The organism is Kribbella sp. CWNU-51 (genome assembly GCF_054073265.1).
In genome coordinates this window covers 72,930-96,285 of sequence record NZ_JBSXMZ010000047.1, presented here as the reverse complement: position 1 = coordinate 96,285, position 23,356 = coordinate 72,930, and the positions used below count along the sequence as shown (strand labels likewise).

Sequence of the window (23,356 nt, the reverse complement as noted above, 5' to 3'; positions counted from 1 at the left end):
GTGTGAACTTAGTTTGTTGGGTCAACAGACAAAGTCGGGGAGGGGTGGCAGATGACGCTGACCGACGGTCGTCGCCCGGGGAACCGTGGGGTCGCTGCCGATCACGTCTCGCTCCGCCGCAACAACCTGTCCGTGGTGCTCCGGCACGTTCGCGACCTCGGCCCGCGATCGCGCGCCCGGATCGCCGCCGACACCGGCCTGAACAAGGCGACCGTCAGCAGCCTGGTCGCCGAGCTCGTCGAGCGTGGCCTGCTCCGCGAAGGCCCGGCCGACTCCACCCGCGCGCTCGGCCGCCCCGGTCAGCTCGTCGAGCTCGACGGCACCGGCGTCTGCGGCGTCGGCGCCGAGATCAACGTCGACTATCTCGCCGTCGCTGCGCTCGACCTGGCCGGCAACGTCGTCCTCGAGAAGCGGGTCCCGCTCGACGTCGCCCACCTCGACCCGGGTACGACGCTCGACCGGTTCGCGGGCCTGGTCCGTGAGGCGGTCGCGGCCGCGGACGCACGCGGTGGACAGCTTGCCGGTGTGACGCTCGCCGTTCCCGGTCTGGTCGAAGGCGAGACCGGTGACCTGAAGCTCGCTCCGAACCTGGGCTGGGCTGAGCTCTCGGTCGCTCAGGAGATGCGCGCCCGGCTGGGCGAGCCGACGTACCCGTTGCACGTGGACAACGAGGCGAATCTGGCTGCCCTGGCGGCCTATGCCGAGCTGCGGCGGACCGAGGACGGGACGGACGGCGGCGTCGGCAAGGGTGGCGCCGGTGGTCCGGTGCATGACCTCGTCTTGTTGACCGGGGCGGTGGGTGTCGGCGGCGGCGTGGTTGCGGGCGGGCATCTGCTCCGCGGCGGGCGCGGGTACAGCGGCGAGGTCGGGCACATGCCGGTCGCACCGCCCGGCCGGACCTGTGGTTGCGGCCGGACCGGTTGCTGGGAGACGGTCGTCGGGCTGACCGCACTGTTGCACAAGGCAACGGACCGGGACGATCCGGTCCGGGATCCGTCGCTGGACGTGGAGCAACGGCTGGCCGGGATCACCCGGCGCGCCGAAGCGGGGGACGCGCGGACGCTGTCCGCGCTGAAGGACGTCGGCATCTGGCTGGGGATTGGGGGAGCGATCCTGGTGAACATCCTGAACCCGGACGTGCTCGTGCTCGGCGGTTACTTCGCCGTGCTCGGGCCGTGGCTGAAAGAGCCACTGGAGAAGGCGATCCGCGACCGCGTGATCGCGCCGGACGGCGGCGGCTGCCGGGTGATCCGGTCCGATCTCGGCTTCGCCGCCGCGGTGCGTGGTGGCGCGCAGATCTCGCTCGACCAGGTCTTCGTCGACCCGACCGTGATCGGCCGGACGGCCACGGGAGTCGCGCAATGACCGACTTGCTCGCGATGACCGGCATCGTCAAGGAGTTCCCCGGCGTACGGGCGCTCGACGGCGTCGACCTCGATGTCCGGGCCGGCGAGGTGCACTGCCTGCTCGGCCAGAACGGCGCCGGCAAGTCCACGTTGATCCGCGTGCTGACCGGCGCGCACCAGCCCGACGCCGGCACGATCCACATCAACGGTGAAGAGGTCCAGCTCAACAGCCCGACCGCGGCGATCGACCGCGGGATCGCGGCGATCTACCAGGAGCTTGACCTGGTCCCGGACCTGACCGTCGCCGAGAACATCTTCCTGGGGCACGAGCCGGCTCGCTACGGCTTCAGCCGCCGGCATGAGGCGACGACCCGGGCCCGCGAGATCCTGCAGGGCCTCGGCCACGGCGAGATCCCGGTCCACCGGGCGGTCGGTTCGTTGCCGGCCGCCGGCCAGCAGGTCGTGAGCATGGCCCGGGCGCTGTCGCGGGACGCCCACCTGATCGTGATGGACGAGCCGTCCGCGGTCCTCGATCCCGAAGAGGTCGCGAACCTGTTCCGGGTCATCCGCGGCCTCACGACGCGCGGCGTGGCCGTCGTCTACATCTCGCATCGCCTCGAGGAGATTCGCCAGATCGGCGACCGCGTCACCGTGCTGAAGGACGGCGCCACCGTCGCCACCGGCCTCGACGCCCGCGAGACGCCGACCAAGGAACTCATCCGGCTGATGACCGGCCGCTCGATCGAGTACGTCTTCCCGCCTCGCCAGGAGATCCTCAGTACGGCGCCCGTCGTGCTGGAGGTGGACGGCCTGACCAGGCCGGGTGAGTTCGCCGGGATCGGGTTCACCGTCCGTGCGGGCGAGATCGTCGGCCTGGCCGGACTCGTCGGCTCCGGGCGTTCCGAAGTACTCGAGACCGTGTACGGCGCGCGCCGGGCCGCGAGCGGATCGGTCACGGTGAACGGCGTGGAGTTGCGGCCGGGCCGGGTGCAGGCGGCCGTGAAGGCCGGGATCGGGCTGGCACCGGAAGAACGGAAGAGCCAGGCCCTGCTGCTGGACGAGGCCGTGTACAAGAACATCACGGCCTCCACCCTGCAGCGGTTCGCCCGCGGCGGATTCCTGAACAGGGGAGCCGAGCGGGAGGCCGCCGCGGAGCTCACCAGGGCGCTGGATGTCCGCCCGGCGGGTGTGGATCAGCCGGTGCGCAACCTGTCCGGCGGCAACCAGCAGAAGGTCGTGCTGGCCCGCTGGCTGCTGCGGGACTGCCGCGTGCTGCTGCTCGACGAGCCGACGCGCGGCGTCGACGTCGGCGCGCGGTCAGAGATCTACGCGTTGATCCGCAAGCTGGCCGCCAACGGGGTCGCGATCGTGCTGGTCTCCAGCGAGGTCGAGGAAGTGCTCGGTCTCGCCGACCGAGTCGTCGTACTGCGGGAGGGGCGTGCCGTCCATACCGGGCCCGCGCAAGACATCGACGAGCACCAGGTCCTCGACCTGGTGATGGAAGGGAGTGCTGTGTGAGTGAGGAGATCGCACCTTCGGAGACTGCCTCGAACCAGGCGACCGTCACCCAGCCGGCAGCACAACGCTCTTCGAACCTGCTGAGGACAGGCGCCGGTCGCAACCTCGGTCTGGTGGTGGCACTGGTCCTGCTCTGCATCGTCGGCGTGATCACCGCCGGGGACACCTTCGCCACCGGGGCCAACCTGCTGACGATCCTGCGGCTGGCCGCGGTGATCGGCGTGGTCAGCGTCGGCATGACGTTCGTGATCACCGGCGGCGGCATCGACCTGTCCGTCGGCGCGATGGTCGCACTGTCCTCGGTCTGGGCGACCACGGTGGCCACCCAGCAACTGGCCGCGGACTACCACTGGATCGTCATGGTCACCACGGCGCTGGCTGTCGGCGCCGCGTGTGGTCTGGTGAACGGACTGTTGGTTGCCTACGGCAAGGTGGTTCCGTTCATCGCGACGCTGGCGATGCTGGCGGCGGCCCGCGGTCTGGCCGAGATCATCTCGGATCGGCGGACGCAGATCATCACGGTGAACTCGTTCGTCGACTTCTTCGGCGGCTCGCTGCTCGGCGTACCGGTGCTGGTCTGGATCTTCCTGCTGGTCGCCGCGGCCGGCTGGGTCTTGCTCAACCGGACCACCTTCGGCCGCCGCACGTTCGCCGTCGGCGGCAACGGCGAGGCGGCCCGGCTGGCCGGCATCAAGGTGCAACGCCACACGGTCGCCCTCTACGTCCTGTGCGGGCTGTGCTGCGGCATCGCCGCGGTCATGCTGATGGCGCGGACGACGACGGGCAGCTCGACCCATGGTCAGTTGTACGAACTCGACGCGATCGCGGCCGTGGTGATCGGCGGCACGCTGCTGTCCGGTGGCCGCGGCACGATCGTCGGCACGGTGTTCGGCGTACTGATCTTCACCACCCTGAACAACGTCTTCACCCTGAACAACCTCAGCATCTCCGCCCAGTCGGTGGCGAAGGGCCTGATCATCGTGATCGCCGTCCTTCTCCAGCAGCGCTTGGCTCGCAGCAGCAGCTCATAGCAGAAGGAGGACAAAGATGTCCGCACGTTCCCGAACACTGATCGGCACAGTCATCGCCGGTCTGGGCGTCATCGCAGTGACCGCCTGTACCAGCAACACCCCCGAGGCCGAGAAGACCGAGCCCGCCGCCACCCAGGCGGCCCAAGGCACGAACGAACAACCCGGCAAGAAACTCCGGATCGGCTTCTCCGCGCCGGCCGCCGACCACGGCTGGATGGGTTCGATCACCAAGGCGACCCAGGCGGAGGCGAAGAAGTACTCCGACGTCGAGCTGCTCGTCGCCGAGGGCACGAACGACGTGAACCTGCAGATCAGCCAGGTGGAGACGTTCATCAACCAGAAGGTGGACGCGATCGTGCTGCTGCCCTTCGACGGCGCGGCGCTCACCCCGGTGGCGATCAAGGCGATGGAGGCCGGTATTACGGTGGTGAACGTGGACCGCGAGTTCGACAGCCCGTTCGCCGCCCGTACGACGGTGCTCGGCGACAACCACGGCATGGGTGTGTCGGCCGGCACGTACATCTGCCAGCAACTGAAGGGCAAGAAGGACGCGGTGGTCGCGGAGATCGCCGGGATCGACTCGCTGCCGTTGACTCAGGACCGCAGCCAGGGATTCAAGGAAGCACTGGCCGACTGCGGCCTGAAGGTCAGCAACCGGGTTGCCGCCGAGTTCACCGTCGAGTCCGGTGAGAAGGCCGCGGCGAACCTGCTGCAGGCGGCGCCGAAGATCGACGCGATCTGGAACCACGACGACGACCAGGGTGTCGGCGTGATGGCCGCGATCAAGAACTCCGGCCGCAAGGAGTTCTTCGTGGTCGGCGGGGCCGGCTCGGCGAACGTGATGCGGGACATCAAGTCCGGCAACTCGCTGCTGAAGGCCACTGTCATCTACCCGTCCACGCAGGGCGCGGACGGCATCCGGCTGGCCCGGTTGCTGGTGCAGAAGAAGGCCCTCGGCGACCTGGTGGAGGTCGAGGTGCCGCGCACCGTCCAGCTGTACGCGCCGGTGGTGACCAAGGACAACGTGGACCAGTACCTGCCCACCGCATTCGAGAGCTGAGACGAGAGCTAGAGGAGAGCAATGACGAACCTGGGCATCGGCCTGATCGGCTACGCGTTCATGGGCGCGGCCCACTCGCAGGCCTGGCGGAGCGCGCCGCGCTTCTTCGACCTGCCCCTGGACCCCGAGATGTTGGTGCTCTGCGGCCGCAACGCCGAGGCCGTCCAGGCGGCCGCGACGAAGCTCGGCTGGAAGGAGACCGAGACCGACTGGCGCAAGCTGCTCGGCCGCGACGACATCCAGCTGATCGACGTGTGCACGCCGGGCGACAGTCACGCCGAGATCGCGATCGCCGCGCTGGAGGCGGGCAAGCACGTGCTGTGCGAGAAGCCGCTGGCGAACACTGTCGAGGAGGCCGAGGCGATGACCGCCGCGGCCGAGGCAGCGGCGGCCAACGGGATCAGGTCGATGGTCGGGTTCACCTACCGCCGGGTGCCGGCGATCGGGCTGGCTCGCCAGCTCGTCGCCGAGGGCAAGCTCGGCACCATCCGGCACGTCCGGGCGCAGTACCTGCAGGACTGGATCGCCGACCCGGAGGCGCCGCTGTCGTGGCGGCTGGACAAGGAGAAGGCCGGCTCGGGCGCGCTCGGCGACATCGGCGCGCACATCATCGACATGACGCAGTACATCACCGGAGACACCATCGGTGAGGTGAGCGCCCGGCTCGAGACGTTCGTGAAGGAGCGCCCGGTCGCCGCCGAGCACTCCGGCCTGGCCGGTACGGCGGGCACCGAACGCGGACCGGTCACCGTCGACGACGCGGCCGTGTTCCTGGCCACCTTCCGCTCCGGCGCGCTGGGCGTCTTCGAGGCGACGCGCTTCGCCACCGGCCGCAAGAACGCGATCCGGATCGAGATCAACGGCAGCCTGGGCAGCCTCGCGTTCGACTTCGAGGACATGAACCTCCTGCACTTCTACGACGCTACCGAGGACTCGAGGACGGCAGGCTTCCGCCGCATCCTCGCCACCGAACCCGCCCACCCGTACGTCGCCGCCTGGTGGCCGCCCGGCCACCTGCTCGGTTACGAGCACGGGTTCACCCATCAGGTCGTCGACCTGGTCACCGCGATCGCCGAAGGAGCCGATCCGGCACCGTCGTTCGCCGACGGGCTGCAGGTCCAGCGTGTGCTGGCCGCGGTCGAATCCAGTTCCACGACACGACAATGGCAGGAGATTCCCGAATGAACAGCTACACCCCGACCAAGGACGACAAGTTCTCCTTCGGTCTGTGGACCGTCGGCTGGCAAGGCGTCGACGTCTTCGGTACGGCGGTCCGCCCCGCGATGGACCCGGTCCACGCGGTGGAGAAGCTCGCGGAGCTGGGCGCGGCCGCGGTCACGTTCCACGACGACGACGTCGTACCCGACGACGCCACTCGCGGTCAGGTGCTCGAGCGGTTCACCAAGGCGCTGGCCGACACCGGCCTGGGCGTCGAGATGATGACCACGAACCTGTTCAGCCACCCCGTCTTCAAGGACGGCGGCCTGACCGCGAACGATCGCCAGGTCCGGCGGTACGCCCTGGCGAAGGTGCTCCGCAACGTCGACCTCGCGGCCGAGCTGGGGGCGACGACGTACGTGCTCTGGGGTGGGCGTGAGGGCGCCGAGTCCGGCGGCTCGAAGAACGTGCGGGCCGCGCTCGATCGGTACAAGGAGTCGATGGACCTGCTCTGCGCGTACGTGCGGGAACAGGGCTACAACATCCGCTTCGCGATCGAGCCGAAGCCGAACGAGCCGCGCGGTGACATCCTGCTGCCGTCGATCGGTCACGCGATTGCCTTCATCAACGATCTGGCGGATCCCGAGCTGGTCGGCATCAACCCCGAGGTCGGGCACGAGCAGATGGCCTCGCTGAACTACGCGCACGGCATCGCGCAGGCGATGTGGCACGGGAAGCTGTACCACATCGACCTGAACGGGCAGCACGGTCCGCGGTTCGACCAGGACCTGCGGTTCGGGGCCGGGAACCTGCGCGAGGCCTTCTGGACGGTCGACGTCCTGCAGGGATCCGAAGGGCAGCCCGGGTACGACGGGTACGTCCACTTCGACTACAAGCCGCCGCGGACCGAGGACGAGGAAGGCGTCTGGGAGACGGCACGGGCCTGCATGCGGAACTACCTGATCCTGCGCGACAAGGCGCGGGCGTTTCGTGCCGACCCCGAGGTCGCGGAGGCCCTTGCCGCCGCACGTGTCGCGGAGTTGTCCGAGCCCACGCTGGCCGAGGGTGAGACGCTGGCCGAACTCCGCAGCGAGAAGTACGACCGGGAGGCGCTGGCGGACCGCGGTCTCGGGTTCGAGAAGCTGGACCAATTGGCGATGGAGCACCTGTTGGGTGTCCGATAGGCAAGGGAGGCTGTAGACCACATGGCTCGACCGATCACGTTGTTCACCGGCCAGTGGGCCGACCTGCCGTTCGAGGAGGTGGCCCGGCTGGCGTCGTCCTGGGGGTACGAGGGCCTGGAGATCGCCTGCTGGGGTGACCATCTCGACGTACGGCGTGCCGCCGAGGACGAGGCGTACGTGCGCGACCGCCTCGACATCCTCGAGAAGCACAACCTGAAGGTCTGGACGATCTCGAACCACCTGCTCGGGCAGGCGGTCTGCGACGACCCGATCGACCAGCGGCACCAGGCGATCCTGCCCGCGCACATCTGGGCCGACGGCGAACCCGAAGGCGTCCGGCAGCGCGCCGCCGAGGAGATGAAGACGACGGCCCGCGCCGCCCGCGCGCTCGGCGTCGACGTGGTCGTCGGCTTCACCGGGTCGTCGATCTGGAAGACGGTCGCGATGTTCCCGCCGGTGCCGCCGGCCATGATCGAGGCCGGGTACCAGGACTTCGCCGACCGGTGGAACCCGATCCTCGATGTCTTCGACGAGGTCGGGGTCCGGTTCGCCCACGAGGTGCACCCGTCGGAGATCGCGTACGACTACTGGTCGACGACGGCGACCCTGGACGCGATCGGTCACCGGCCGGCGTTCGGGCTGAACTGGGACCCGTCCCACTTCGTCTGGCAGGACCTCGACCCGGTCGGCTTCCTGTGGGACTTCAAGGACCGGATCTACCACGTCGACTGCAAGGACGCGAAGCGCCAGGTCGGTAACGGGCGCAACGGCCGGATGGGTTCGCACCTCGCCTGGGGCGACCCGCGCCGCGGCTGGGACTTCGTGTCCACCGGCCACGGCGACGTCCCGTGGGAGGCCTGCTTCCGGATGCTCAACACCATCGGGTACGCCGGCCCGATCTCGGTGGAGTGGGAGGACGCCGGGATGGACCGCCTGGTCGGCGCAGCCGAAGCCGTCCAGTTCGTCCGCTCGCTCGCCTTCGACCCGCCCACCGCGTCCTTCGACGCTGCCTTCTCGTCCTAGAGCTTGGCGAAGAAGTCCTGGAGGTCCCTGATCACAAGGTCGGGGGCTTCCAGGGCGGCGAACTGGCCGCCGCGGTCAGTTGCCGGGCCTGCTGCCGCTGAAGAATCGTCAGACAGCGCTCGAGAACGGCCGACCTGTTGCCGTTGGCAATCGTGATGAAGTGCGTCACGTGGTAGTCGGCCAACGGCCGGGTCCGTACGCCGACCCGTCGGAGCGAGCGATACGACTGCGCCATCAACGCCGCACCGACCCTGGCCGCGACAAGCGCGAGAATCGCCTGCACCGTGTGAGCGGTCGCAACGCAGTGGGGGACCGTACCGAGGTCTTGGTAGATGGCCATCACCTCGTCATAGGCCTGGGGCGCGGATTCGCGCGGCCACATCACCAGGTCCAAGTTCCTCAGCGCCTCTGATGCGAGCGGCGCGGTGTCGGCCGCCAGCGGAGAGTTGTCGGGAAGGAAGACACTCAACGGCTCCTGCGCCCAGGGGATGCTCAGGAGTTCCGGGGCCCTGATCGGGAGGCGGTGCACCGCGAGGTCGAGGTCGCCGGCCTTGATCTCCGCCATCAGCGACATGTCGTCGAAGGACTCCCGCAGCTGCAGTTCGACCTCTGGCATCTCGCTGCGCAGCCGCGCGATCGCCGGACCCAACGGTCCATTGATGGCCGATCCGACAAAGCCGATCCGGAGACGTCCGGCGTGCCCGCGGGCGACGGCGCGGACCTCGGCGTCGAGGTTGTCGACACTGCGGAGAATGTCGGCCGCCCGTGCGACGAACACGTCCCCGGCGGCGGTCAGCGTGACCCCTCGAGGCGTCCGGTCCAGCAGCGCCACGCCAAGCCGCCGCTCGAGGTCGCGAACCTGTCTGGTCAGCGACGGCTGGCTGATGGTGAGCCGATCCGCCGCCGCGGTGATCGATCCCTCGTCGGCGATCGCGCACACGTAGGACAGCAGGCGAAGGGTATAGGCGTAAGGCATGACTCAGATGCTAAGTCATGCCTTTTGCTCGCGAGCGCGGGCGCGGCCCCGCATCCTCGTACCGACCACCGCCACGCCGGAGGGAAGCGACATACGGTGACTACGAAGACCTTGACCGCCGCGATCGTCGGCTCGGGAAACATCGGTACGGACCTGATGTTCAAGCTGCTGCGCTCGCGACAGATCGAACCTCGATGGATGGTGGGAATCGATCCCGAGAGCGCCGGCTTGGCCCGCGCCCGCGATGCCGGCCTGGAAACGACCGCGGAGGGCGTGAACTGGCTGCTCGGCCAGTCTGAACTGCCCGACATCGTGTTCGAGGCGACCTCGGCCGCCGTTCACGCGGCGAACGCGCCCCGCTATGCCGCCGCCGGTATCACGGCGATCGACCTGACGCCGGCCGGTGTCGGGCCTGCCGTGATCCCGGCCGTCAACCTCGACGATCACCTTGATGCCCCGAACGTGAATCTCGTGAGTTGCGCCGGGCAGGCGACCATCCCCATGCTCGCCGCGATCAAGTCCGCGGCGAACGTGACGTACGGCGAGATCGTCGCCTCGATCGCCTCCGCGTCGGCCGGACCCGGGACCCGGCAGAACCTCAGCGAGTTCTGCCTCAAGACGGCGGACGCCCTGCGGACCGTGGTCGGCATTCCGCGTGCGAAGGCGATCTCGGTCATCAACCCGGCGGAGCCCGCGATGACGATGCGGGCTACCGTCTACGCCTCCGTGACCGACGCGGACGAATCCGCGATCGAGGCCGCCGTGACGGCGATGGTCGCTTCGGTGGCGACGTACGTCCCCGGTTATGAACTGCAACTGCTCGACGTCGACCGCGACGTCGTCACGTGCATGGTCAACGTCGAGGGTGCCGGCGACTATCTGCCTCGCTATGCCGGAAACCTGGACATCATCACCGCCGCGGCTGCCGCGGTCGCGGACGGAATCGCCCGCACCCGATCCGAGCGGAAGGAGACCGTGGGATGACCTTGCACCTCGTGGACACGAGCCTGCGCGATGGCATGAGCAGCGTCTCGCACCAGTTCACCACAGACCAGGTCGCGGCGATCGCCGGCGGCCTCGCCCGGGCCGGCGTCCGGACCATCGAGGTCGCCCACGGTGTCGGCATCGGCGGTTCGTCGCTGCAGTACGGTCGTGCTGCCGCCACTGACAAGGAGTACGTCGAGGCCGCTGTCCAGGCGGCTGACGGAGCGTCGATCGCCGCCCTCTACGTCCCCGGCATCTCGACCTTTGCCGACCTCGAGGACATCGAGCAGGCCGGAGCCACCACGCTGCGGGTGGCGGTCCACTGCACCGAGGCCGACTGCGCGGAGCAGGCCGTGAAACGGGCCCGCCAGGATGGTCTCACCGCCATGTGCTTCCTGATGATGAGTCACAAGATCGAGCCGGCTGAGCTGGCGCGGCAGGCATCCAAGCTCGAGAGTTACGGCGCGCAGGCCGTGTACGTCGTCGACTCGGCGGGAGCCCTGGTCCCCACTCAGGCGGCGGCCCGCGTCGCGGCCCTGCGCGGCGCTCTCGACATCCCGGTGGGTTTTCACGCTCACAACAATCTCGGTCTCGCGATCGGGAACTCGCTCGCCGCCGCCGAGAACGGAGCGACCTACATCGACGGCTCGCTGCGCGGGCTCGGCGCCAGCGCGGGGAACGCGCAGACGGAAGTGCTGGCGGTAGCGCTCGACCGGTCGGGCTTCCAGCTGGACGTCGACGCCTTCGCCCTCGCCGAACTCGCCGAGCAGGTGGTCGCGGCCTGCATGAAGGCTCCCCAGATCATCGACGAGGCCGCGCTTCTGATCGGCTACGCCGGTGTCTACTCCACCTTCTTCCACCCCACGAAACGCGCCGCCGCCAAGTTCGGCACACCCGTGCGTGACATCCTGCTGGAACTGGGCCGACGCAACATCATCGGCGGTCAAGAGGACATGATCATCGACGTCGCGGCCGAGTTGGCCGGCCGGCGAGAGGCCTCCCGATGACAGTGGCGTCGCGCGATCACCAGGCGGCGAGTCAGATCGCCCAGGAGCTACTGACGGCCCGGCGCGGACGCCTGCCGATGCCGCCGATCTCCAGAACGCACCCGGCGCTCGACATCGACGATGCCTACGACATCCAGTCTCACCAGGTCGATCAATGGCTCCTCGACGGCGACACGATCGCCGGATTCAAGATCGGCCTGGTGGCCGAGGCGATGCAGCAGCAGATGGGAGTCCACGAGCCGGACTTCGGGCACGTCATGGCCAGTTCGATCCATCGGCCGTCGGCGGAGCTGGACCGGGCCGGATACGTCGCGCCCTTGGTAGAGCCCGAGCTCGGGTTCGTCCTTGCCGCTGACCTGCCCAGTAGTGGCGTCACCGCCGACGATGTCCTCGCCGCCACGGCGTACGTCGTACCGCTCATCGAAGTCGTAGATTCCCGGATCAGCAACTGGGAACTGACCATCGTCGACACCGTCGCGGACAACGCCTCCTCGGGCGGCGTCTACCTCGGTGCGAGCCGGCACTCCCCGGGCAGCATCACGCTCACCGACGTCACCTGCACCCTCCTGGTCAACGGGGTCGAGCGTGCCAGCGGCACCGGGCGGGACGTTCTCGGTCATCCCGCCGAGGCCGTTGCCTGGCTCGCCAACGAGCTGGGGCGCCGAGGCGTCCGGCTCGGGGCCGGCCATCTCATCCTGTCCGGCGCGATGACGCGGGCTGTTCGCGTCGAAGCCGGTGATTCGATCACCGCGGACTTCGGGCAGTTGGGTAACCTGCAACTCCCGGTGACCCGTTCCGCCGCGACACCAACTCACGACATCTCGTTCGACACACAAGCGCGGAAGGGCTCCGGATCATGAGCGTGCCAATCACTGCCTCCCACGTCGGTGTCCTCGGCCACACGATCGAAGGCGCGGCGTTGTGCTGGACCGAGGTCGCCCGCCACAGCGCGAAGCTCGGGCAGCCCCAGCATCCTGACATCACGATGGACTGCATCTCCTTCGAACGAGTGATGCCCGCCTGGGAGGCGGGCGATCTCGCAACGGTGCGGGCCGTTCTCCTCACCAGCGCCGAGAGACTCGCGAAGGCCGACGCGGAGTTCTTCGTCTGCCCCGACAACACCGCGCACCTGGCGCTCGAGGCCGCCGGGCCGGAGTTTCCGCTTCCGGGCTTGCACATCGTCGACGTCGTCGCCGACGCCGCCCAGGCGGCCGGCTACCAGCGAGTCGCGATCCTGGGTACGCGCTTCACGATGAATGGTCCCCTCTATCCGCGCGAACTGGCCAAGCGTGGCATCACTGCGGTGATCCCGGCGGAGGCCGAGCGCGAACGCATCCACGACGCGATCTTCACCGAGCTCGTCTACGGGCGGGTGCCGGAGAGCGTGCGGAGTACCTTCCACGGCATCGCCGAGCGGATGCAGGCCGAGGAAGGCTGCGACGCGGTTGCCGCTGTGTGCACGGAGATCGACTCCTCCACCTCCCCGATCCCCGTCTTGGACTCGACCCGCCTCCTCGGCCGTGCGGCTGCCGAAGTGGCGCTCGGGCGCAGGCCGCTTCCGGTGTGGAGTGGGGGCGCGTTCGGGTGAACCGGCCACAGGACCACCTCGCCAGAGCTGGTTTGGAGCTGCCCCCGCACCCACCCAGGCCCGCCGGGGAGTATCGGTCCGCCGCCCTCGACAGGGGCTTGCTGTTCACCTCCGGCCAGGTCCCGCTGGCCGATGGGCGACTGCTTGCCCAAGGCAAGGTCGGCCAGGAGGTCGAGCCCGGCGTCGCAGCATTGTGCGCACAGGCGGCCGCCCTGAACGCCCTCGCGGCGGCGGCCGAGGTGATCGACCTGGCCGAAGCCCGCGGCTGTGTCTCACTGCGCGTCTTCGTCGCCGGTACGCCGACCTTCACCGACTATGTATCGGTTGCCGACGGCGCTTCACGAGTCATCGCGGCGGCGTTCCCCGACGCAGGCCTGCCCGTTCGCACCGCAGTCGGTGTGGTGTCACTCCCGCTGGACGCCCCTGTTGAGGTGGAACTGATCCTCACGCTGGACGCCGCCCGCTGACCTCTGGGGGCTACGCTCAGTGGCATGACTTCTGGCAGGTACGTCGCGCGGATCGTCGAGGTCCCGGATCACGGCATCAAGCTGGAGCCCGCGGAGGGTTCGGTCACGCCGGAGGAGCCGACCGAGGTGAACCTCCTCGGGATGGCGATCGCGCTGGCGCTCGGCGCGGCCGGGTATCGGCATCACGCCGAGCAGCGTGATCCAGAGCTGCAGACACTCGACACGCTGCTGAGCGGTGACGCCGTGATGCCGTGGCGACCGGCCGACGACGGCGCTACGCCGTACATCGTCTGCGCGCTGAACGACGGGCGCCCGACGTGCGAGGTCCGCCCGACCGCCGACTGATGGCGAGCCCGCGACGTAGGGACCTGCGGTCTGCCGACTGATGGCCGACGCGATCTGGCCGGCGGCGCCGGAGCTGCGGCGGCCGCGGATCCTGCGGCAGCGGTGGCTCGATCTGACGTTCCTGCACTGGGCCGTCGAACCGGCTGACGTCGCGCATTTCTTCCCGGCGGGCACCCGTCCCGACACCTTCGAGGGACGCACGTACGTCGGCCTCGTGCCGTTCCGGATGGTCGACACCGGGCTGCCGCACGGTCCCGCCGTACCGTATGTGAGCACGTTCCTGGAGACCAACGTCCGCCTGTACTCCGTCGACGAGGCCGGTCGGCGCGGTGTCGTCTTCCTCAGCCTCGACGCGAACCGCCTGGCTGTCGTCACCGCGGCTCGCACCGTCTTCGGCCTGCCATACCGCTGGGCTCGGATGACGCACAACCGCGACGGCAACCACCACACCTACACGTCGACTCTCCGCTGGCCCGGCGTCCAGGCGGGGGCGACGATCGACGTCGAGGTCGGCGCTCGCCTGGCACTCGGGCCGCTCGAACACTTCCTCACCGCCCGCTGGGCCCTTCACACCCACCGCGCCGGCCGCACCTGGTACCTCCCCAACCAACACCCACCCTGGATCCTCCACACCGCCGAGCTTGTTGCGCTGGATGCCGACGACGTCCTGACCTCGGTCGGCCTGACCGCGCCGGGCCGACCGCCCGATCATGTCGCCTTCAGTCCAGGCGTGCCTGCCGAGTTCGGCCTGCCGGTGAGGGCTACTTCAGCAGGGCATCCGTCTGGCTGACGAGGAACGGGAGTTCGACCTGCCTGGCCCAGCGGTTGACCTCCGTCGCGAGCGCCCGGGATCCGGCGAGGTCCCCTTCATCCCGAAGCAGTACGGCGATCAGAGCTTGCTGAGCCAGTGCACCCAGCAGATGCCCGACCTTCTGCCGGAGCTCCGTCGACCGCTCCCACTGCTCCCGCGCAAGCACGAGATCCTCGGCAGTATGAGCGTGATCCCCGAGATGCCGCAGTGCGAGCGAGGCGAGCAGCTCGTCGCCCCTCTTCTCGCCAAGCTCCAGCGCGGCCGCGAAGTGGGCGAACGCGGCCTCGGGCGCGCCCTGCAGATTGTCGGCAATAACACCGGCATAGAACGAAGCCATCCCACGCCGACCATCGTCAGGCGCCTCGTCCCGAAGACGCTCAGCTTGCCCGCCCAAAGCCGTGGCGGTGGTCCGGTCGCGGCCAGCCGACCTGACGTCGCCCCCATCCGATCCGATGGCGACCGTCTGGTCGCGGCCTTCTGGACCTGTGGCGAGCGCCTGGTTGCCTTGGTCGGCATCGGCTGGCTCGTCTGCGCGGGCGAGTTCGGTGCCGTACGCCTTGCGCAGGTGCAGCATCTCCGCGTCCCAGGTGATCGTTGGATCAATTGACTCGTGGAGGAGTTGGGTGAGTGCGGTGAGCGCTGCGGGGGCGTGGTCTGTCTGCTGGGCGAAGTCTTGGTCGACGGCGACCTCGGCGCGGGCCAGCGCGAGAGCGCGGTGCTCGGCGGGGTCGTCGGGTTGGGTCGCGCGAAGGAGGTGGGAGGCCGCGGTCCATTGGCCGGCGCGCATGAGGTGGGTGGCGGCGGTGGTGATGGCGGTGGCGGCGAGGTGGGTCATGGAAGTGGCTCCTCACGGTGAGCTGGACGGTGGAGCAGCAGGGTATTTCGACGTCGAAATATTTGACAACTAACCTTCAGTGGATGAAAAGTTGGACGGGTGAAGGATTGGGTGGATGACCATGTCGACCTCTGGTCCGCGGAGTGGCCGGAGCTCGATCGCCGGGTCGAGGGCATCGCGGTCCGGCTGCAGGCGCTGGCGCGCTACCTGGATCGGCATCGGGACGCGGTGCTGGCGGAGTTCGGGATGCAGTGGTGGGAGTTCAAGACGCTCCACATGCTCCGCCGCGGCGGTTCGCCGTACCAGGCGACCCCGGGCGAGCTCGCCAAGCAGTTGGGGATGTCGGCGGCGGCCCTCACCAACCGCCTGGACGCACTCGAGCGCCGCGGCTATGTCGAGCGCGCGCACGACCGCGACGACCGCCGCAAGGTGGTCGCCACGCTCACCCCGTCCGGCCACAAGATCTGGGAGCGCGGCATCGGCCAGATCCAGCACGTCGAACAGGACCTGATCCACAGCGTTTCCTCCAGCGACCGCATCCGCCTCGAGGCGCTCCTCCGCCGGCTGCTCATGGCGACCGAGAAATCCGACGGCTGATTCACAGCACGGGATGTCAAGATCGCGTCCGCGGCTCCGACCTCTGGTTGTACGGACCAGAGAATCGGAGGACGGACTGATGGAACCGCTGAACCTGATGGTGTCGCTGAGTCACTTCGCGAACGAGAAGCCGAAGAACAAGCACGGGCTGAGTGACCGGGTCGGGCGCGGCCGGCGGGGTGCGGAGCGTCCGCAGCCGGAGCGTGCGCACGGATGGTGGCGGAGCCGGCTGCAGGGAGTGGCGAGGATCGCCACGCGGTGAGCCGCACCGGCGGGAGCCGGTGGTCACTGGTGGTGGGGCTCGGCTGAAGGAGTGGCGAGGCTAGCCACGCGGTGACGGGCTGGTATTTCACCAGAGTGAAATACGGGGCGGATTCCGGGGAGTCGTGGAAGAGTCCTCCCGTGACTGATGCGAAGAGTGAGCAGGCCCGGCAGTTGCTGGCGGTGTACGACGACCAGTTGCGTGGGACGAGCGAGAGCGCGGACGTGCCGACGAGCATGGACGGGCCGGTGATCCGGGTCGAGTACCCGAACCGTGGGTTCGTCAGCTATCGATCGCTGGAGGGGCTCGACAGCGCCGAGGTCGAAGCGCTGATCGCCCGCCAGCGGGACTACTTCGCGGCCAAGGGCCAGTCGGTCGAGTGGAAGCTGCGCGGTCACGACCTGCCGGCGGATCTGCCGGAGCGGCTGCGTGCGGCCGGGTTCGAGCCCGAGGAGCAGGAGACCGTCCTGGTCGCGGAGAGCGCGGACATCGTCGAGCGGCTGCGCGGGCGCACGTCCGTCGACGGCATCACCATCGGTCTGGTGAACGACCACGCCGACTTCGAGCGCATCGCGGCGATGGAGTCGACCGTCTGGAACGACGACTGGTCCTGGCTCACCGACGATCTGGTCCGCCGTCACGCGACCGGGCTGACCGACATCTACGTGGCCGAGGCGGACGGCGACGTCGTCTCCGCGGCGTGGGCGGTCTACAAGAAGGGCACCGAGTTCACCGGTCTGTGGGGTGGCTCGACGCTCGCGGAGTGGCGTGGCAAGGGCATCTACAAAGCCCTCGTCGCGGTCCGCGCCGCCCGCGCGGTGGAGCTCGGCTACAAATACCTCCACGTGGACGCGTCCGACGACAGTTCCCCGATCCTGCAGCGCCTCGGCTTCCTCGCGGTCACCACCACGACGCCGTACGTCTACACCCCGTGAGTCAGCTGGGTGGGCGGTAGAGGGCGTAGTGCATCGGGCCGTTGTGGGGGAGTTCCAGTTCGGCGATCGTGGTGAAGCCCAGAGACTCGTAGAACGAGAGGTTCGCGGGGTCCTGGGTCTCGAGGTACGCCGGTAAGTGCTCGCGGTCCGCGGCGGCCAGGCCGGGCGCGACGACGGCTCGGCCCAGACCCTGGTGCTGCCGGTCGGGGGCGACGCCGAGGATGGCGAGGAGCCAGAGCGGAGTGCGCGGGCGGAAGATGCCCATCGCCTGGCCGTACTCCGCGGCGACGGCCGCGCGTGATCCGGCGAGTTCGTTGAAGGCGTCGGCGAGCTGGGCCATGGCATTCGGGGGAGTGGCGGGCGTCGTCCAGATGGCGACGGCGCTGACGTCGTCGGTGACCCAGACCCGGCCGTGCGGGATGCCGATGCCGGTGAGGAAGTGGCGGTTGTACTGCGAGAGCCGGGTGAGGTAATCGTCGGGGTCGAGCCCGGCCCGGGTCATCGGGTAGTCCTCGAACGCCTGCGTCAGGGTCCGGACCGCCGCGTCGATGTCGGAGGTCGTTGCCTGGCGCACCTTTTCGGTCATGATCGGAGCGTGTGCACGATCAGGTCGGCGACGGCGCGCATGCCGGCCGCGTTCGGGTGGTACGGGACGAAGCCGCGGAGGCGGCCGAGCGGGCCACGACTGAACCCGGTCGTCCACGGCTCGGGTGAGCCGATGCCATGGTCGCGGCTCGCGGCCGAGGCCGTGATCAGCAGGGCGCCCGTGCTGGCCGCAGCCTTCGCGAACGCCGCGGCCAGGCCGTCGGCCATCAGGGCGACGCTCGGCAGTTGTTCCTCGTTCAGCGGTACGTCGCGACGCGGACGAGTGCTCGGCCCGACGAGGGTGAGGTAATCGACGAGCACGACCTGGGCGTCCGGCGCACGCTCCCGCACGCGCTCGACCACGGCGACGAGGGAATCCGTGACGGCCTGGTACGCCGCGTCGTCCTTGAGGTAGCTGACCCGCGCCCGGATCCGGTTCGCGACGCGCCGGCCGAAGATGGTGGCAGGCTTGGCCAGCAGGTTCAGGTAGCTGCCGCGGATGAACGTCCCGACGTAGTCGAGATCGTTGCCGCCGACAGTGATCGTGACGAGCGCCGTCTCCGGGGTGACGGCCTCGAGCTGCGGGGCGGCCTCGTCCTGCCGGGTGTCGAGGAGGTGCGCGGTGGTCGCGCCGGAGTACGTGACGTCAGTCAGCTCCAGCCCGAGCTCCGCCGCGATCAGGTGTGCATAGTTGTTGCCCGATCGGCCCGCCGGGGCAGACACGATCGGGTCGATCCCCGGACCGGAGGCGAACGAACTTCCGAGGGCGACGTAGCGGCTGCCGGGAGAGATCACCGGACCACGATAACCGGGGCGGCGGGCAGGCTCGTGGCGTTGGGGCATACTGCACCGGTGAGCGACGACGTGTTCGGTACGGCGGGGATTCGCGAGCGGGTGCTGGCCGGGTGGTCGGCGGCGCCGGTGCGGTTCCGGGAGGACGCGAACGCCGAGGAGGACCTGGCGCTCGGTGGGTACGTCGACCGGCTCGTGATCGAGCTCGCGCAGAACGCCGCGGATGCGGCCGCGCGAGCGGGGGTGCCGGGGCGAGTGCTGTACGAGTTCCGCGGCAGCACGCTGGTGGTTGCCAACACCGGTACGCCGCTGTCGGCCGAGGGAGTCGAGTCACTTGCGACGCTGCGTGCCTCGGCGAAGCGGGACGAGCCGACGGTCGGGCGTTTCGGGGTGGGGTTCTCCGCCGTACTCGCGGTGACCGACGAGCCGGTGATCCTGTCGGGGACCGGTGGGGTGCGGTTCTCCAAGGCGGACACGGCGGCCGCGATCGCCGGGCTCGGGTCGGCCGGCCTCGACACCGAAGTACGCCGGCGGGACGGGCAGGTGCCGGTGTTGCGGCTCCCGTTCGAGGCCGAGGGCGAACCACCCGAGGGCTACGACACCGCGGTCATCCTCCCCCTCCGCGACGAGGCCGCCGCCGAGCTCGTTCGTCGACTGCTGGCTGAGGCGGGAGACGCGCTGTTGCTCGCCCTACCCGGTCTCGAACACATCGAGATCGAGACCGACGACGGACGCCGGGTCCTGCAAGACGCCGAATCCCGCTGGTGGATCCACCGCGCCGACGGAGTGTTCGACGACCGAGAACGCGAAGCACTCCTCGCCGACCGCCCCACCGAAGAACGGTCCCGCCCCAGCTGGTCGGTGGTGTGGGCCCTTCCACGCCACGAGGTTGCGCCTGCGGCAGCTGTGGGAGAAGAAGAGCAGGCGGTGTCGTGGGGTAGCGGAGGGGAGCTGCCAGGGGTTGCGCAGGCTCCTACGCCTACGGACGAGCCGTTGTCATTGCCTGCGTTGCTGTTGGCGAGTTTTCCGTTGGATCCGACCCGGCGGCATGTGGCCAAGGGGCCGTTGGCTGATCGGCTGGTGCGGGAAGCGGCGTCGGCGTACGGCGCATTGGTGCGGGAGCGGGCCGAAGCCGGCGACGACGTGCTTCAGCTCGTGCCGACCGGGCTGGCGGCGGGCCCTCTTGACGGCGCGCTCAGGGATGAGATCGGCCAGGTGCTGCCCAGCACGCCGATGGTGCGGGCGGTTCAGGACGGCGCTCTGCTCAGGCCGCGGGATGCGGTTGTGGTGGAAGGCGCGGACGACGCGTTCAACGGGGTGCTTGCGCCCATCGTGCCGGGGCTGATCCGGTCCACCCGGCAGGATCGCCTGGCGTTGGATGCGCTCCACGTACGGCGGCTCGAGCTGGCGGAGGTGGTGGATCAGCTCGGGGGAGTGGCGGCCGACGAGCCGCCCGAGTGGTGGCGGAACCTCTACGGCTCGCTGGCCGGCATGGTGACGGATGCCTTGCTGCGTGAGTCTCTCGGCACTCTGCCCGTCCCGCTCGCGGACGGAAGGCTCGTCCGCGGCGCACGCGGTCTGCTCCTCCCGGGCCCGGAGATCCCGACCGACAACCTGGCCGCCTTCGGGGAGTACGGCGTCCGCGTGGTGCACCCGGAGGCCGTCGACCCGGCGCTCGAGCGATTGGGCGCCCTCCCGGCGACACCACGGACGTTGCTCGAGGACAGCGCCGTACGCACGACCGTCGAGCACTCGATCGAGGCCGACGATCCCGACGCCGTCGCGCACGCCGTCCTCAGCCTCGTCGCCGCCGACCCGTCCCAAGCCGAAGGGCTGTGGTGGCTCTCCGACCTGGTCCTCCGCGACGCCGACGGCGACCACGTCCCCGCGAACGCGCTCGTCGTCCCCGGATCCGAGGCCGAGGCGGTGCTCGACGACGAGGAGGTCGCGCCGGTCGCCCGCGAGGTGCTCGACCGCTACGGACAGCCCGCATTGGAGGCGGTCGGCGTACTCGCGACCCTCGGCCTCGTCACGGCCTCGGACGTCGCCCTCGATCAGTTGCCCGAGGCACTCAAAGACCTCGACGGCATCGAGGATTGGGCGTACGACGTGGCGCCCGACGGATCCCGGTACGGCGCGACCGTCGGAGAACTCCTGGCGATCCGCGACCTCGACTGGATCACCGACGACGCCTGGCCGCGCGTCCTCGAACTGCTCGGATCGTCACCGGAACTCCGGCGCGCCCTGGTCACCCAGGTCCGCGTCGTCGGGCCGGACGACCGTCCACTCGGCGTGCCGTCGTACGCGGCCTGGTGGATCCGCGACCGCGTGCTGCTGGACGACGGCGAGCCCTTGGCCGGGCGGGCCGATCCGGACGCCGAGCCCGTGCTGGCGACCTTCCTGGACGACGCGCCCGAGTGGACGGCCGGCCTCGACCCCGAGGTGCGTACGGCGGTCGGCCTGGTCCGCGAGGTCGGAGATCTCGACGCCGACGGCCTCAGCCTGTTACTCGAACGGCTGGCGGACCCTGACCGAGAGGTGGAGGAGGTCGATCTGCTGCGCCTCTGGCGTCACCTCGGCACGCTGTCGCTGTTCCCGGGCGACGCGCCGGACCACGTCCGGGTCCTCGCGGACGACGGCCTGACCCAAGTCACCGATGCTGGTCGCGCGGTCGTCGTCGATGGCCCGATGTGGTTGCAGCGTGCGGATCTTGGCGGTTTCGTGGTGGCGTCGGGTGCCGCGGCGGACGGCTTGAGCGACCTGTTCGACGTACCGATGGCGCAGGAAGTTGCCGAGGGCAAGATCGACGGTCCGGGTACGGCGGCCGACGTGCCGGCGATCGTCCGCGAGCTCGTCCCCGAGGTCCCGTGGACGTGGTGGGAGCACGAGGAGCTCACCGTCGATGGCGTCGAGGTGTCGTGGTGGGTCGACGCCGACGGCGCACCGCACGCGGCGACGTTCGACGGCCTCGCGAAAGCGCTGGCGTGGGCGAGCGGCCGCTGGGATCAGCGCCATGTGATCCGCGCAGTGCTCAACGAACCGGACCGCAGTTCAGAACTCCTGATCGACGCCGCCTACGACTGACCGCAGCGCGGGGTTGTCGATCGAGGTGCTGAGCGACTGGGCCGAGGCTGTGGCTCGGGGATCGCCCAGGCGGCCGAGGTGAAGTTGAGCGTGGACCAGAAGTTCGCGCAGGTCGCACCGCGCGGCCAGGGCGGAGAGCCTGGTCGTCAAGGTCAGCGCGCGTTCGGTCTCGGATCGATCCAGGGCAGCGGTGATCGCGGCGTCCAGCACGTGCGCGTGCACCCACTGGTAGCGATCCGGCTCAGTGCTGGCCCGGGTCAGGGCCACGTCGAGCCACTTCGTCGCGGCCGAGTAGTCGCCTCGCCGGGCGTTCAGTAGAGCGAGACCCCGGCCGGCCATGCCTTCCCAGCAAGGGTCGCCGAGCTGGCAGCCCAAGGCCCAGGCCTCCTCGAAACCGTCCGTGGCCGTGTCGAGCTTTCCGGCGTACAGGTCGAGCTCGGCGGCGAGCGCTTGCGGCCAAGGCTGGAAGGCGATCCAGCGTTCCTGCCGGACCAGGTCCAGTGTCTCCGCGAGCGCGGCCCCTGCCTCGCTGTACTCCGAACGCAGCAGATGTGCGCGCCCGACGAGTGACAACGACCACGCCTGCTGGCGGCGATCGCCACAGCGGGCGGCGAGCTCGACCGATGCGTGTAGTTGCTCGAACGCGAGGGCATAGTCGGACCGGTCGGACGAGTTCATGCCGCGGACACCGAGGATCGCGGCCCGCTCCTCGTCGGTTTCGGCCACCGCCTGTGCCTTGCCCAGCCACTCGTCGGCGGTGCCGCGTCGTCCGGCCTGCACCTCGATGAATCCCAGCTCGCGCATCGCGAGCACCGTGGTCGCTCGCTCACCGGCCTGATCGGCGACGAGGAGCGCTTCGTTCAGGATGATCGCACCCTCCTCGTCGTGGCCGCGGATCGCGTGCACGAGCGCGCCGCCGAGGGCTGCGAGCGCACGGGCTTGCAGCGTCTTGTCGTTGCACCGCACGGCCGATGCAGCTGCTTGCCGTAGGCAAAGGATGCCGGCATCCACGGCACCGGCCACCAGTGCGGCGCGTCCGGCCTGGAGCTGGCTCACGGCCGCCGCACGACTGCTGAGCGGAGGCCCCTGCTGGGTCCCGATCAGGGCGGCTCCGCGTAAGGATTCGGTCACCTCGACTCCCAGCTCGTTCCGGAACAGGTCCTCACACAACGTGATCTGGCGCAGCGCGCCGGCCTCGTCGCCCGACTGCGCCAGGCTGCGGACGAGCAGCTCGTGGTTGCCCTGCTCGAGTGGATGGGCGGCAACCGCCTTGGCCGCGAACGGGATCGCGTCGGCAGCCTGACCGGTTGCCAGCAAGGCGATCGCGTGCTGCCGCAGCCGCGCCTCGATCGCGCCGGCGACCCGGCGACGCTCGACCAGCAGCCACGACTCGAACTCGGGACATGACTCGAGCTCCACACCCTCCAGCAGTTCGCCGCTCGACATCAGCAACAAGTCGTCCAACTGCAGGACATCCACCGTCGTGGCGTCGAGGCCGGCGGACACCGGATCGCCGGTCAGCACATCGGGTACGCCGATCGCCCGGCGGAGCTCGGCCAGGGTCCAGCGGAGTGCACCGAGCGGATCCTCGGCATCCGCGAAGAACAGCTCGGCGAGCCGGCGGCGGCTGGGAGGCCGCTCGGCCAGCAACACATACCCGAGCAGCCCCCAAGCCTTCTTCCCCCGCGGCTGACGTCCCGGCTTCTCGATCACCGGCGGTCCGAGCAATCGGATCAGCGGCACAGATCTCACCCCCTCGCGTGAGACC

Annotated in this window: 23 protein-coding genes; 18 read left to right on the top strand and 5 right to left on the bottom strand. The window is 69.5% G+C overall.

Annotated elements, in window-relative coordinates; translation table 11 throughout:
• Positions 1 to 51: 51 nt before the first annotated feature.
• Genes ACXC9Q_RS36475 through ACXC9Q_RS36445 form a run of 7 tightly spaced genes read left to right on the top strand, consistent with a single transcriptional unit; the run spans position 52 to position 8,320 of the window.
• Entirely contained in the window at positions 52 to 1,365 is a 1,314-nt protein-coding gene (locus ACXC9Q_RS36475; protein ID WP_457061205.1) for an ROK family protein, read from the top strand.
• Positions 1,362 to 2,864, top strand: a complete 1,503-nt coding sequence (locus ACXC9Q_RS36470) for a sugar ABC transporter ATP-binding protein (RefSeq protein WP_457061204.1) — start codon at positions 1,362 to 1,364, stop codon at positions 2,862 to 2,864. Before ACXC9Q_RS36475 ends, ACXC9Q_RS36470 begins: the two co-directional genes overlap by 4 nt.
• Positions 2,861 to 3,895: an ABC transporter permease gene (locus ACXC9Q_RS36465; protein ID WP_457061203.1), complete on the top strand. Its 1,035-nt coding sequence runs from the start codon at positions 2,861 to 2,863 to the stop codon at positions 3,893 to 3,895. Before ACXC9Q_RS36470 ends, ACXC9Q_RS36465 begins: the two co-directional genes overlap by 4 nt.
• A gap of 16 nt (positions 3,896 to 3,911) precedes the next feature.
• Positions 3,912 to 4,955, top strand: a complete 1,044-nt coding sequence (locus ACXC9Q_RS36460; RefSeq protein WP_457061202.1) for a substrate-binding domain-containing protein — start codon at positions 3,912 to 3,914, stop codon at positions 4,953 to 4,955.
• A gap of 21 nt (positions 4,956 to 4,976) precedes the next feature.
• A complete protein-coding gene (locus ACXC9Q_RS36455) occupies positions 4,977 to 6,140 on the top strand; it encodes a Gfo/Idh/MocA family protein (protein ID WP_457061201.1) in 1,164 nt (387 codons plus the stop codon).
• Positions 6,137 to 7,297, top strand: coding sequence for a xylose isomerase (xylA, locus tag ACXC9Q_RS36450; protein WP_457061200.1), 1,161 nt, complete (start codon positions 6,137 to 6,139; stop codon positions 7,295 to 7,297). The genes ACXC9Q_RS36455 and xylA overlap by 4 nt, the downstream gene beginning before the upstream one ends.
• Before the next feature lie 21 nt (positions 7,298 to 7,318).
• On the top strand, positions 7,319 to 8,320 hold the full coding sequence (locus ACXC9Q_RS36445) for a sugar phosphate isomerase/epimerase family protein (RefSeq protein WP_457061199.1): 1,002 nt from the start codon (positions 7,319 to 7,321) through the stop codon (positions 8,318 to 8,320).
• A gap of 31 nt (positions 8,321 to 8,351) precedes the next feature.
• On the opposite strand, the gene ACXC9Q_RS36440 is transcribed toward ACXC9Q_RS36445, so the two are convergent.
• Positions 8,352 to 9,296: a LysR family transcriptional regulator gene (locus ACXC9Q_RS36440; protein ID WP_457061198.1), complete on the bottom strand. Its 945-nt coding sequence runs from the start codon at positions 9,294 to 9,296 to the stop codon at positions 8,352 to 8,354.
• 96 nt (positions 9,297 to 9,392) lie between these two features.
• Here ACXC9Q_RS36440 and ACXC9Q_RS36435 point away from each other — a divergent pair, with 96 nt between their 5' ends.
• The 7 genes from ACXC9Q_RS36435 to ACXC9Q_RS36405 are packed head-to-tail and all read left to right on the top strand — an operon-like array spanning position 9,393 to position 14,477.
• Positions 9,393 to 10,280 (top strand): acetaldehyde dehydrogenase (acetylating), encoded by an 888-nt coding sequence (locus ACXC9Q_RS36435; RefSeq protein WP_457061197.1) that lies wholly within the window; start codon positions 9,393 to 9,395, stop codon positions 10,278 to 10,280.
• Entirely contained in the window at positions 10,277 to 11,287 is a 1,011-nt protein-coding gene (dmpG, locus tag ACXC9Q_RS36430) for a 4-hydroxy-2-oxovalerate aldolase (protein ID WP_457061196.1), read from the top strand. Before ACXC9Q_RS36435 ends, dmpG begins: the two co-directional genes overlap by 4 nt.
• Positions 11,284 to 12,147: a 2-keto-4-pentenoate hydratase gene (locus ACXC9Q_RS36425; protein ID WP_457061195.1), complete on the top strand. Its 864-nt coding sequence runs from the start codon at positions 11,284 to 11,286 to the stop codon at positions 12,145 to 12,147. Before dmpG ends, ACXC9Q_RS36425 begins: the two co-directional genes overlap by 4 nt.
• Positions 12,144 to 12,875 carry an aspartate/glutamate racemase family protein gene (locus tag ACXC9Q_RS36420; RefSeq protein WP_457061194.1) on the top strand — a complete coding sequence of 244 codons (732 nt, stop codon included), beginning with the start codon at positions 12,144 to 12,146 and terminating at the stop codon, positions 12,873 to 12,875. Before ACXC9Q_RS36425 ends, ACXC9Q_RS36420 begins: the two co-directional genes overlap by 4 nt.
• Complete coding sequence (locus ACXC9Q_RS36415; protein ID WP_457061193.1) at positions 12,851 to 13,342, top strand: RidA family protein; 492 nt, start codon at positions 12,851 to 12,853, stop codon at positions 13,340 to 13,342. Before ACXC9Q_RS36420 ends, ACXC9Q_RS36415 begins: the two co-directional genes overlap by 25 nt.
• A gap of 24 nt (positions 13,343 to 13,366) precedes the next feature.
• Entirely contained in the window at positions 13,367 to 13,687 is a 321-nt protein-coding gene (locus tag ACXC9Q_RS36410) for a hypothetical protein (protein WP_457061192.1), read from the top strand.
• Between the two features lie 40 nt (positions 13,688 to 13,727).
• Entirely contained in the window at positions 13,728 to 14,477 is a 750-nt protein-coding gene (locus tag ACXC9Q_RS36405; RefSeq protein WP_457061191.1) for a YqjF family protein, read from the top strand.
• Here ACXC9Q_RS36405 and ACXC9Q_RS36400 read toward each other — a convergent pair.
• Positions 14,449 to 15,333, bottom strand: a complete 885-nt coding sequence (locus tag ACXC9Q_RS36400) for a hypothetical protein (protein WP_457061190.1) — start codon at positions 15,331 to 15,333, stop codon at positions 14,449 to 14,451. The genes ACXC9Q_RS36405 and ACXC9Q_RS36400 overlap by 29 nt on opposite strands.
• Before the next feature lie 99 nt (positions 15,334 to 15,432).
• Between ACXC9Q_RS36400 and ACXC9Q_RS36395 the strand changes: the two genes are divergently transcribed.
• From ACXC9Q_RS36395 to ACXC9Q_RS36385, 3 genes are all read left to right on the top strand, one after another.
• Positions 15,433 to 15,930, top strand: coding sequence for a MarR family winged helix-turn-helix transcriptional regulator (locus ACXC9Q_RS36395; protein WP_457061189.1), 498 nt, complete (start codon positions 15,433 to 15,435; stop codon positions 15,928 to 15,930).
• A gap of 79 nt (positions 15,931 to 16,009) precedes the next feature.
• A complete protein-coding gene (locus ACXC9Q_RS36390) occupies positions 16,010 to 16,192 on the top strand; it encodes a hypothetical protein (RefSeq protein ID WP_457061188.1) in 183 nt (60 codons plus the stop codon).
• A 140-nt stretch (positions 16,193 to 16,332) separates the two neighbouring features.
• Positions 16,333 to 17,127, top strand: coding sequence for a GNAT family N-acetyltransferase (locus ACXC9Q_RS36385; RefSeq protein ID WP_457061187.1), 795 nt, complete (start codon positions 16,333 to 16,335; stop codon positions 17,125 to 17,127).
• A 1-nt stretch (position 17,128) separates the two neighbouring features.
• On the opposite strand, the gene ACXC9Q_RS36380 is transcribed toward ACXC9Q_RS36385, so the two are convergent.
• Together ACXC9Q_RS36380 and ACXC9Q_RS36375 are read right to left on the bottom strand one after the other, a co-directional pair.
• On the bottom strand, positions 17,129 to 17,713 hold the full coding sequence (locus tag ACXC9Q_RS36380; protein ID WP_457061186.1) for a GNAT family N-acetyltransferase: 585 nt from the start codon (positions 17,711 to 17,713) through the stop codon (positions 17,129 to 17,131).
• Complete coding sequence (locus ACXC9Q_RS36375) at positions 17,710 to 18,507, bottom strand: SGNH/GDSL hydrolase family protein (protein ID WP_457061185.1); 798 nt, start codon at positions 18,505 to 18,507, stop codon at positions 17,710 to 17,712. The genes ACXC9Q_RS36380 and ACXC9Q_RS36375 overlap by 4 nt, the downstream gene beginning before the upstream one ends.
• Positions 18,508 to 18,564: 57 nt before the next feature.
• Here ACXC9Q_RS36375 and ACXC9Q_RS36370 point away from each other — a divergent pair, with 57 nt between their 5' ends.
• Complete coding sequence (locus ACXC9Q_RS36370; protein ID WP_457061184.1) at positions 18,565 to 21,588, top strand: sacsin N-terminal ATP-binding-like domain-containing protein; 3,024 nt, start codon at positions 18,565 to 18,567, stop codon at positions 21,586 to 21,588.
• On the opposite strand, the gene ACXC9Q_RS36365 is transcribed toward ACXC9Q_RS36370, so the two are convergent.
• Positions 21,556 to 23,331, bottom strand: coding sequence for a BTAD domain-containing putative transcriptional regulator (locus ACXC9Q_RS36365; protein ID WP_457061183.1), 1,776 nt, complete (start codon positions 23,329 to 23,331; stop codon positions 21,556 to 21,558). The two genes, ACXC9Q_RS36370 and ACXC9Q_RS36365, sit on opposite strands and share 33 nt — an antisense overlap.
• Between the last annotated feature and the right edge of the window lie 25 nt (positions 23,332 to 23,356).

What these genes read in the sequence shown, in the direction of transcription:
- ACXC9Q_RS36475 (WP_457061205.1), top strand. Translation starts at nt 52, where the DNA reads ATGACGCTGACCGACGGTCGTCGCCCGGGGAACCGTGGGGTCGCTGCC.
- ACXC9Q_RS36470 (WP_457061204.1), top strand. Translation starts at nt 1,362, where the DNA reads ATGACCGACTTGCTCGCGATGACCGGCATCGTCAAGGAGTTCCCCGGC.
- ACXC9Q_RS36460 (WP_457061202.1), top strand. Translation starts at nt 3,912, where the DNA reads ATGTCCGCACGTTCCCGAACACTGATCGGCACAGTCATCGCCGGTCTG.
- ACXC9Q_RS36455 (WP_457061201.1), top strand. Translation starts at nt 4,977, where the DNA reads ATGACGAACCTGGGCATCGGCCTGATCGGCTACGCGTTCATGGGCGCG.
- xylA (WP_457061200.1), top strand. Translation starts at nt 6,137, where the DNA reads ATGAACAGCTACACCCCGACCAAGGACGACAAGTTCTCCTTCGGTCTG.
- ACXC9Q_RS36445 (WP_457061199.1), top strand. Translation starts at nt 7,319, where the DNA reads ATGGCTCGACCGATCACGTTGTTCACCGGCCAGTGGGCCGACCTGCCG.
- ACXC9Q_RS36440 (WP_457061198.1), bottom strand. Translation starts at nt 9,296, where the DNA reads ATGCCTTACGCCTATACCCTTCGCCTGCTGTCCTACGTGTGCGCGATC.
- dmpG (WP_457061196.1), top strand. Translation starts at nt 10,277, where the DNA reads ATGACCTTGCACCTCGTGGACACGAGCCTGCGCGATGGCATGAGCAGC.
- ACXC9Q_RS36425 (WP_457061195.1), top strand. Translation starts at nt 11,284, where the DNA reads ATGACAGTGGCGTCGCGCGATCACCAGGCGGCGAGTCAGATCGCCCAG.
- ACXC9Q_RS36420 (WP_457061194.1), top strand. Translation starts at nt 12,144, where the DNA reads ATGAGCGTGCCAATCACTGCCTCCCACGTCGGTGTCCTCGGCCACACG.
- ACXC9Q_RS36410 (WP_457061192.1), top strand. Translation starts at nt 13,367, where the DNA reads ATGACTTCTGGCAGGTACGTCGCGCGGATCGTCGAGGTCCCGGATCAC.
- ACXC9Q_RS36405 (WP_457061191.1), top strand. Translation starts at nt 13,728, where the DNA reads ATGGCCGACGCGATCTGGCCGGCGGCGCCGGAGCTGCGGCGGCCGCGG.
- ACXC9Q_RS36400 (WP_457061190.1), bottom strand. Translation starts at nt 15,333, where the DNA reads ATGACCCACCTCGCCGCCACCGCCATCACCACCGCCGCCACCCACCTC.
- ACXC9Q_RS36390 (WP_457061188.1), top strand. Translation starts at nt 16,010, where the DNA reads ATGGAACCGCTGAACCTGATGGTGTCGCTGAGTCACTTCGCGAACGAG.
- ACXC9Q_RS36380 (WP_457061186.1), bottom strand. Translation starts at nt 17,713, where the DNA reads ATGACCGAAAAGGTGCGCCAGGCAACGACCTCCGACATCGACGCGGCG.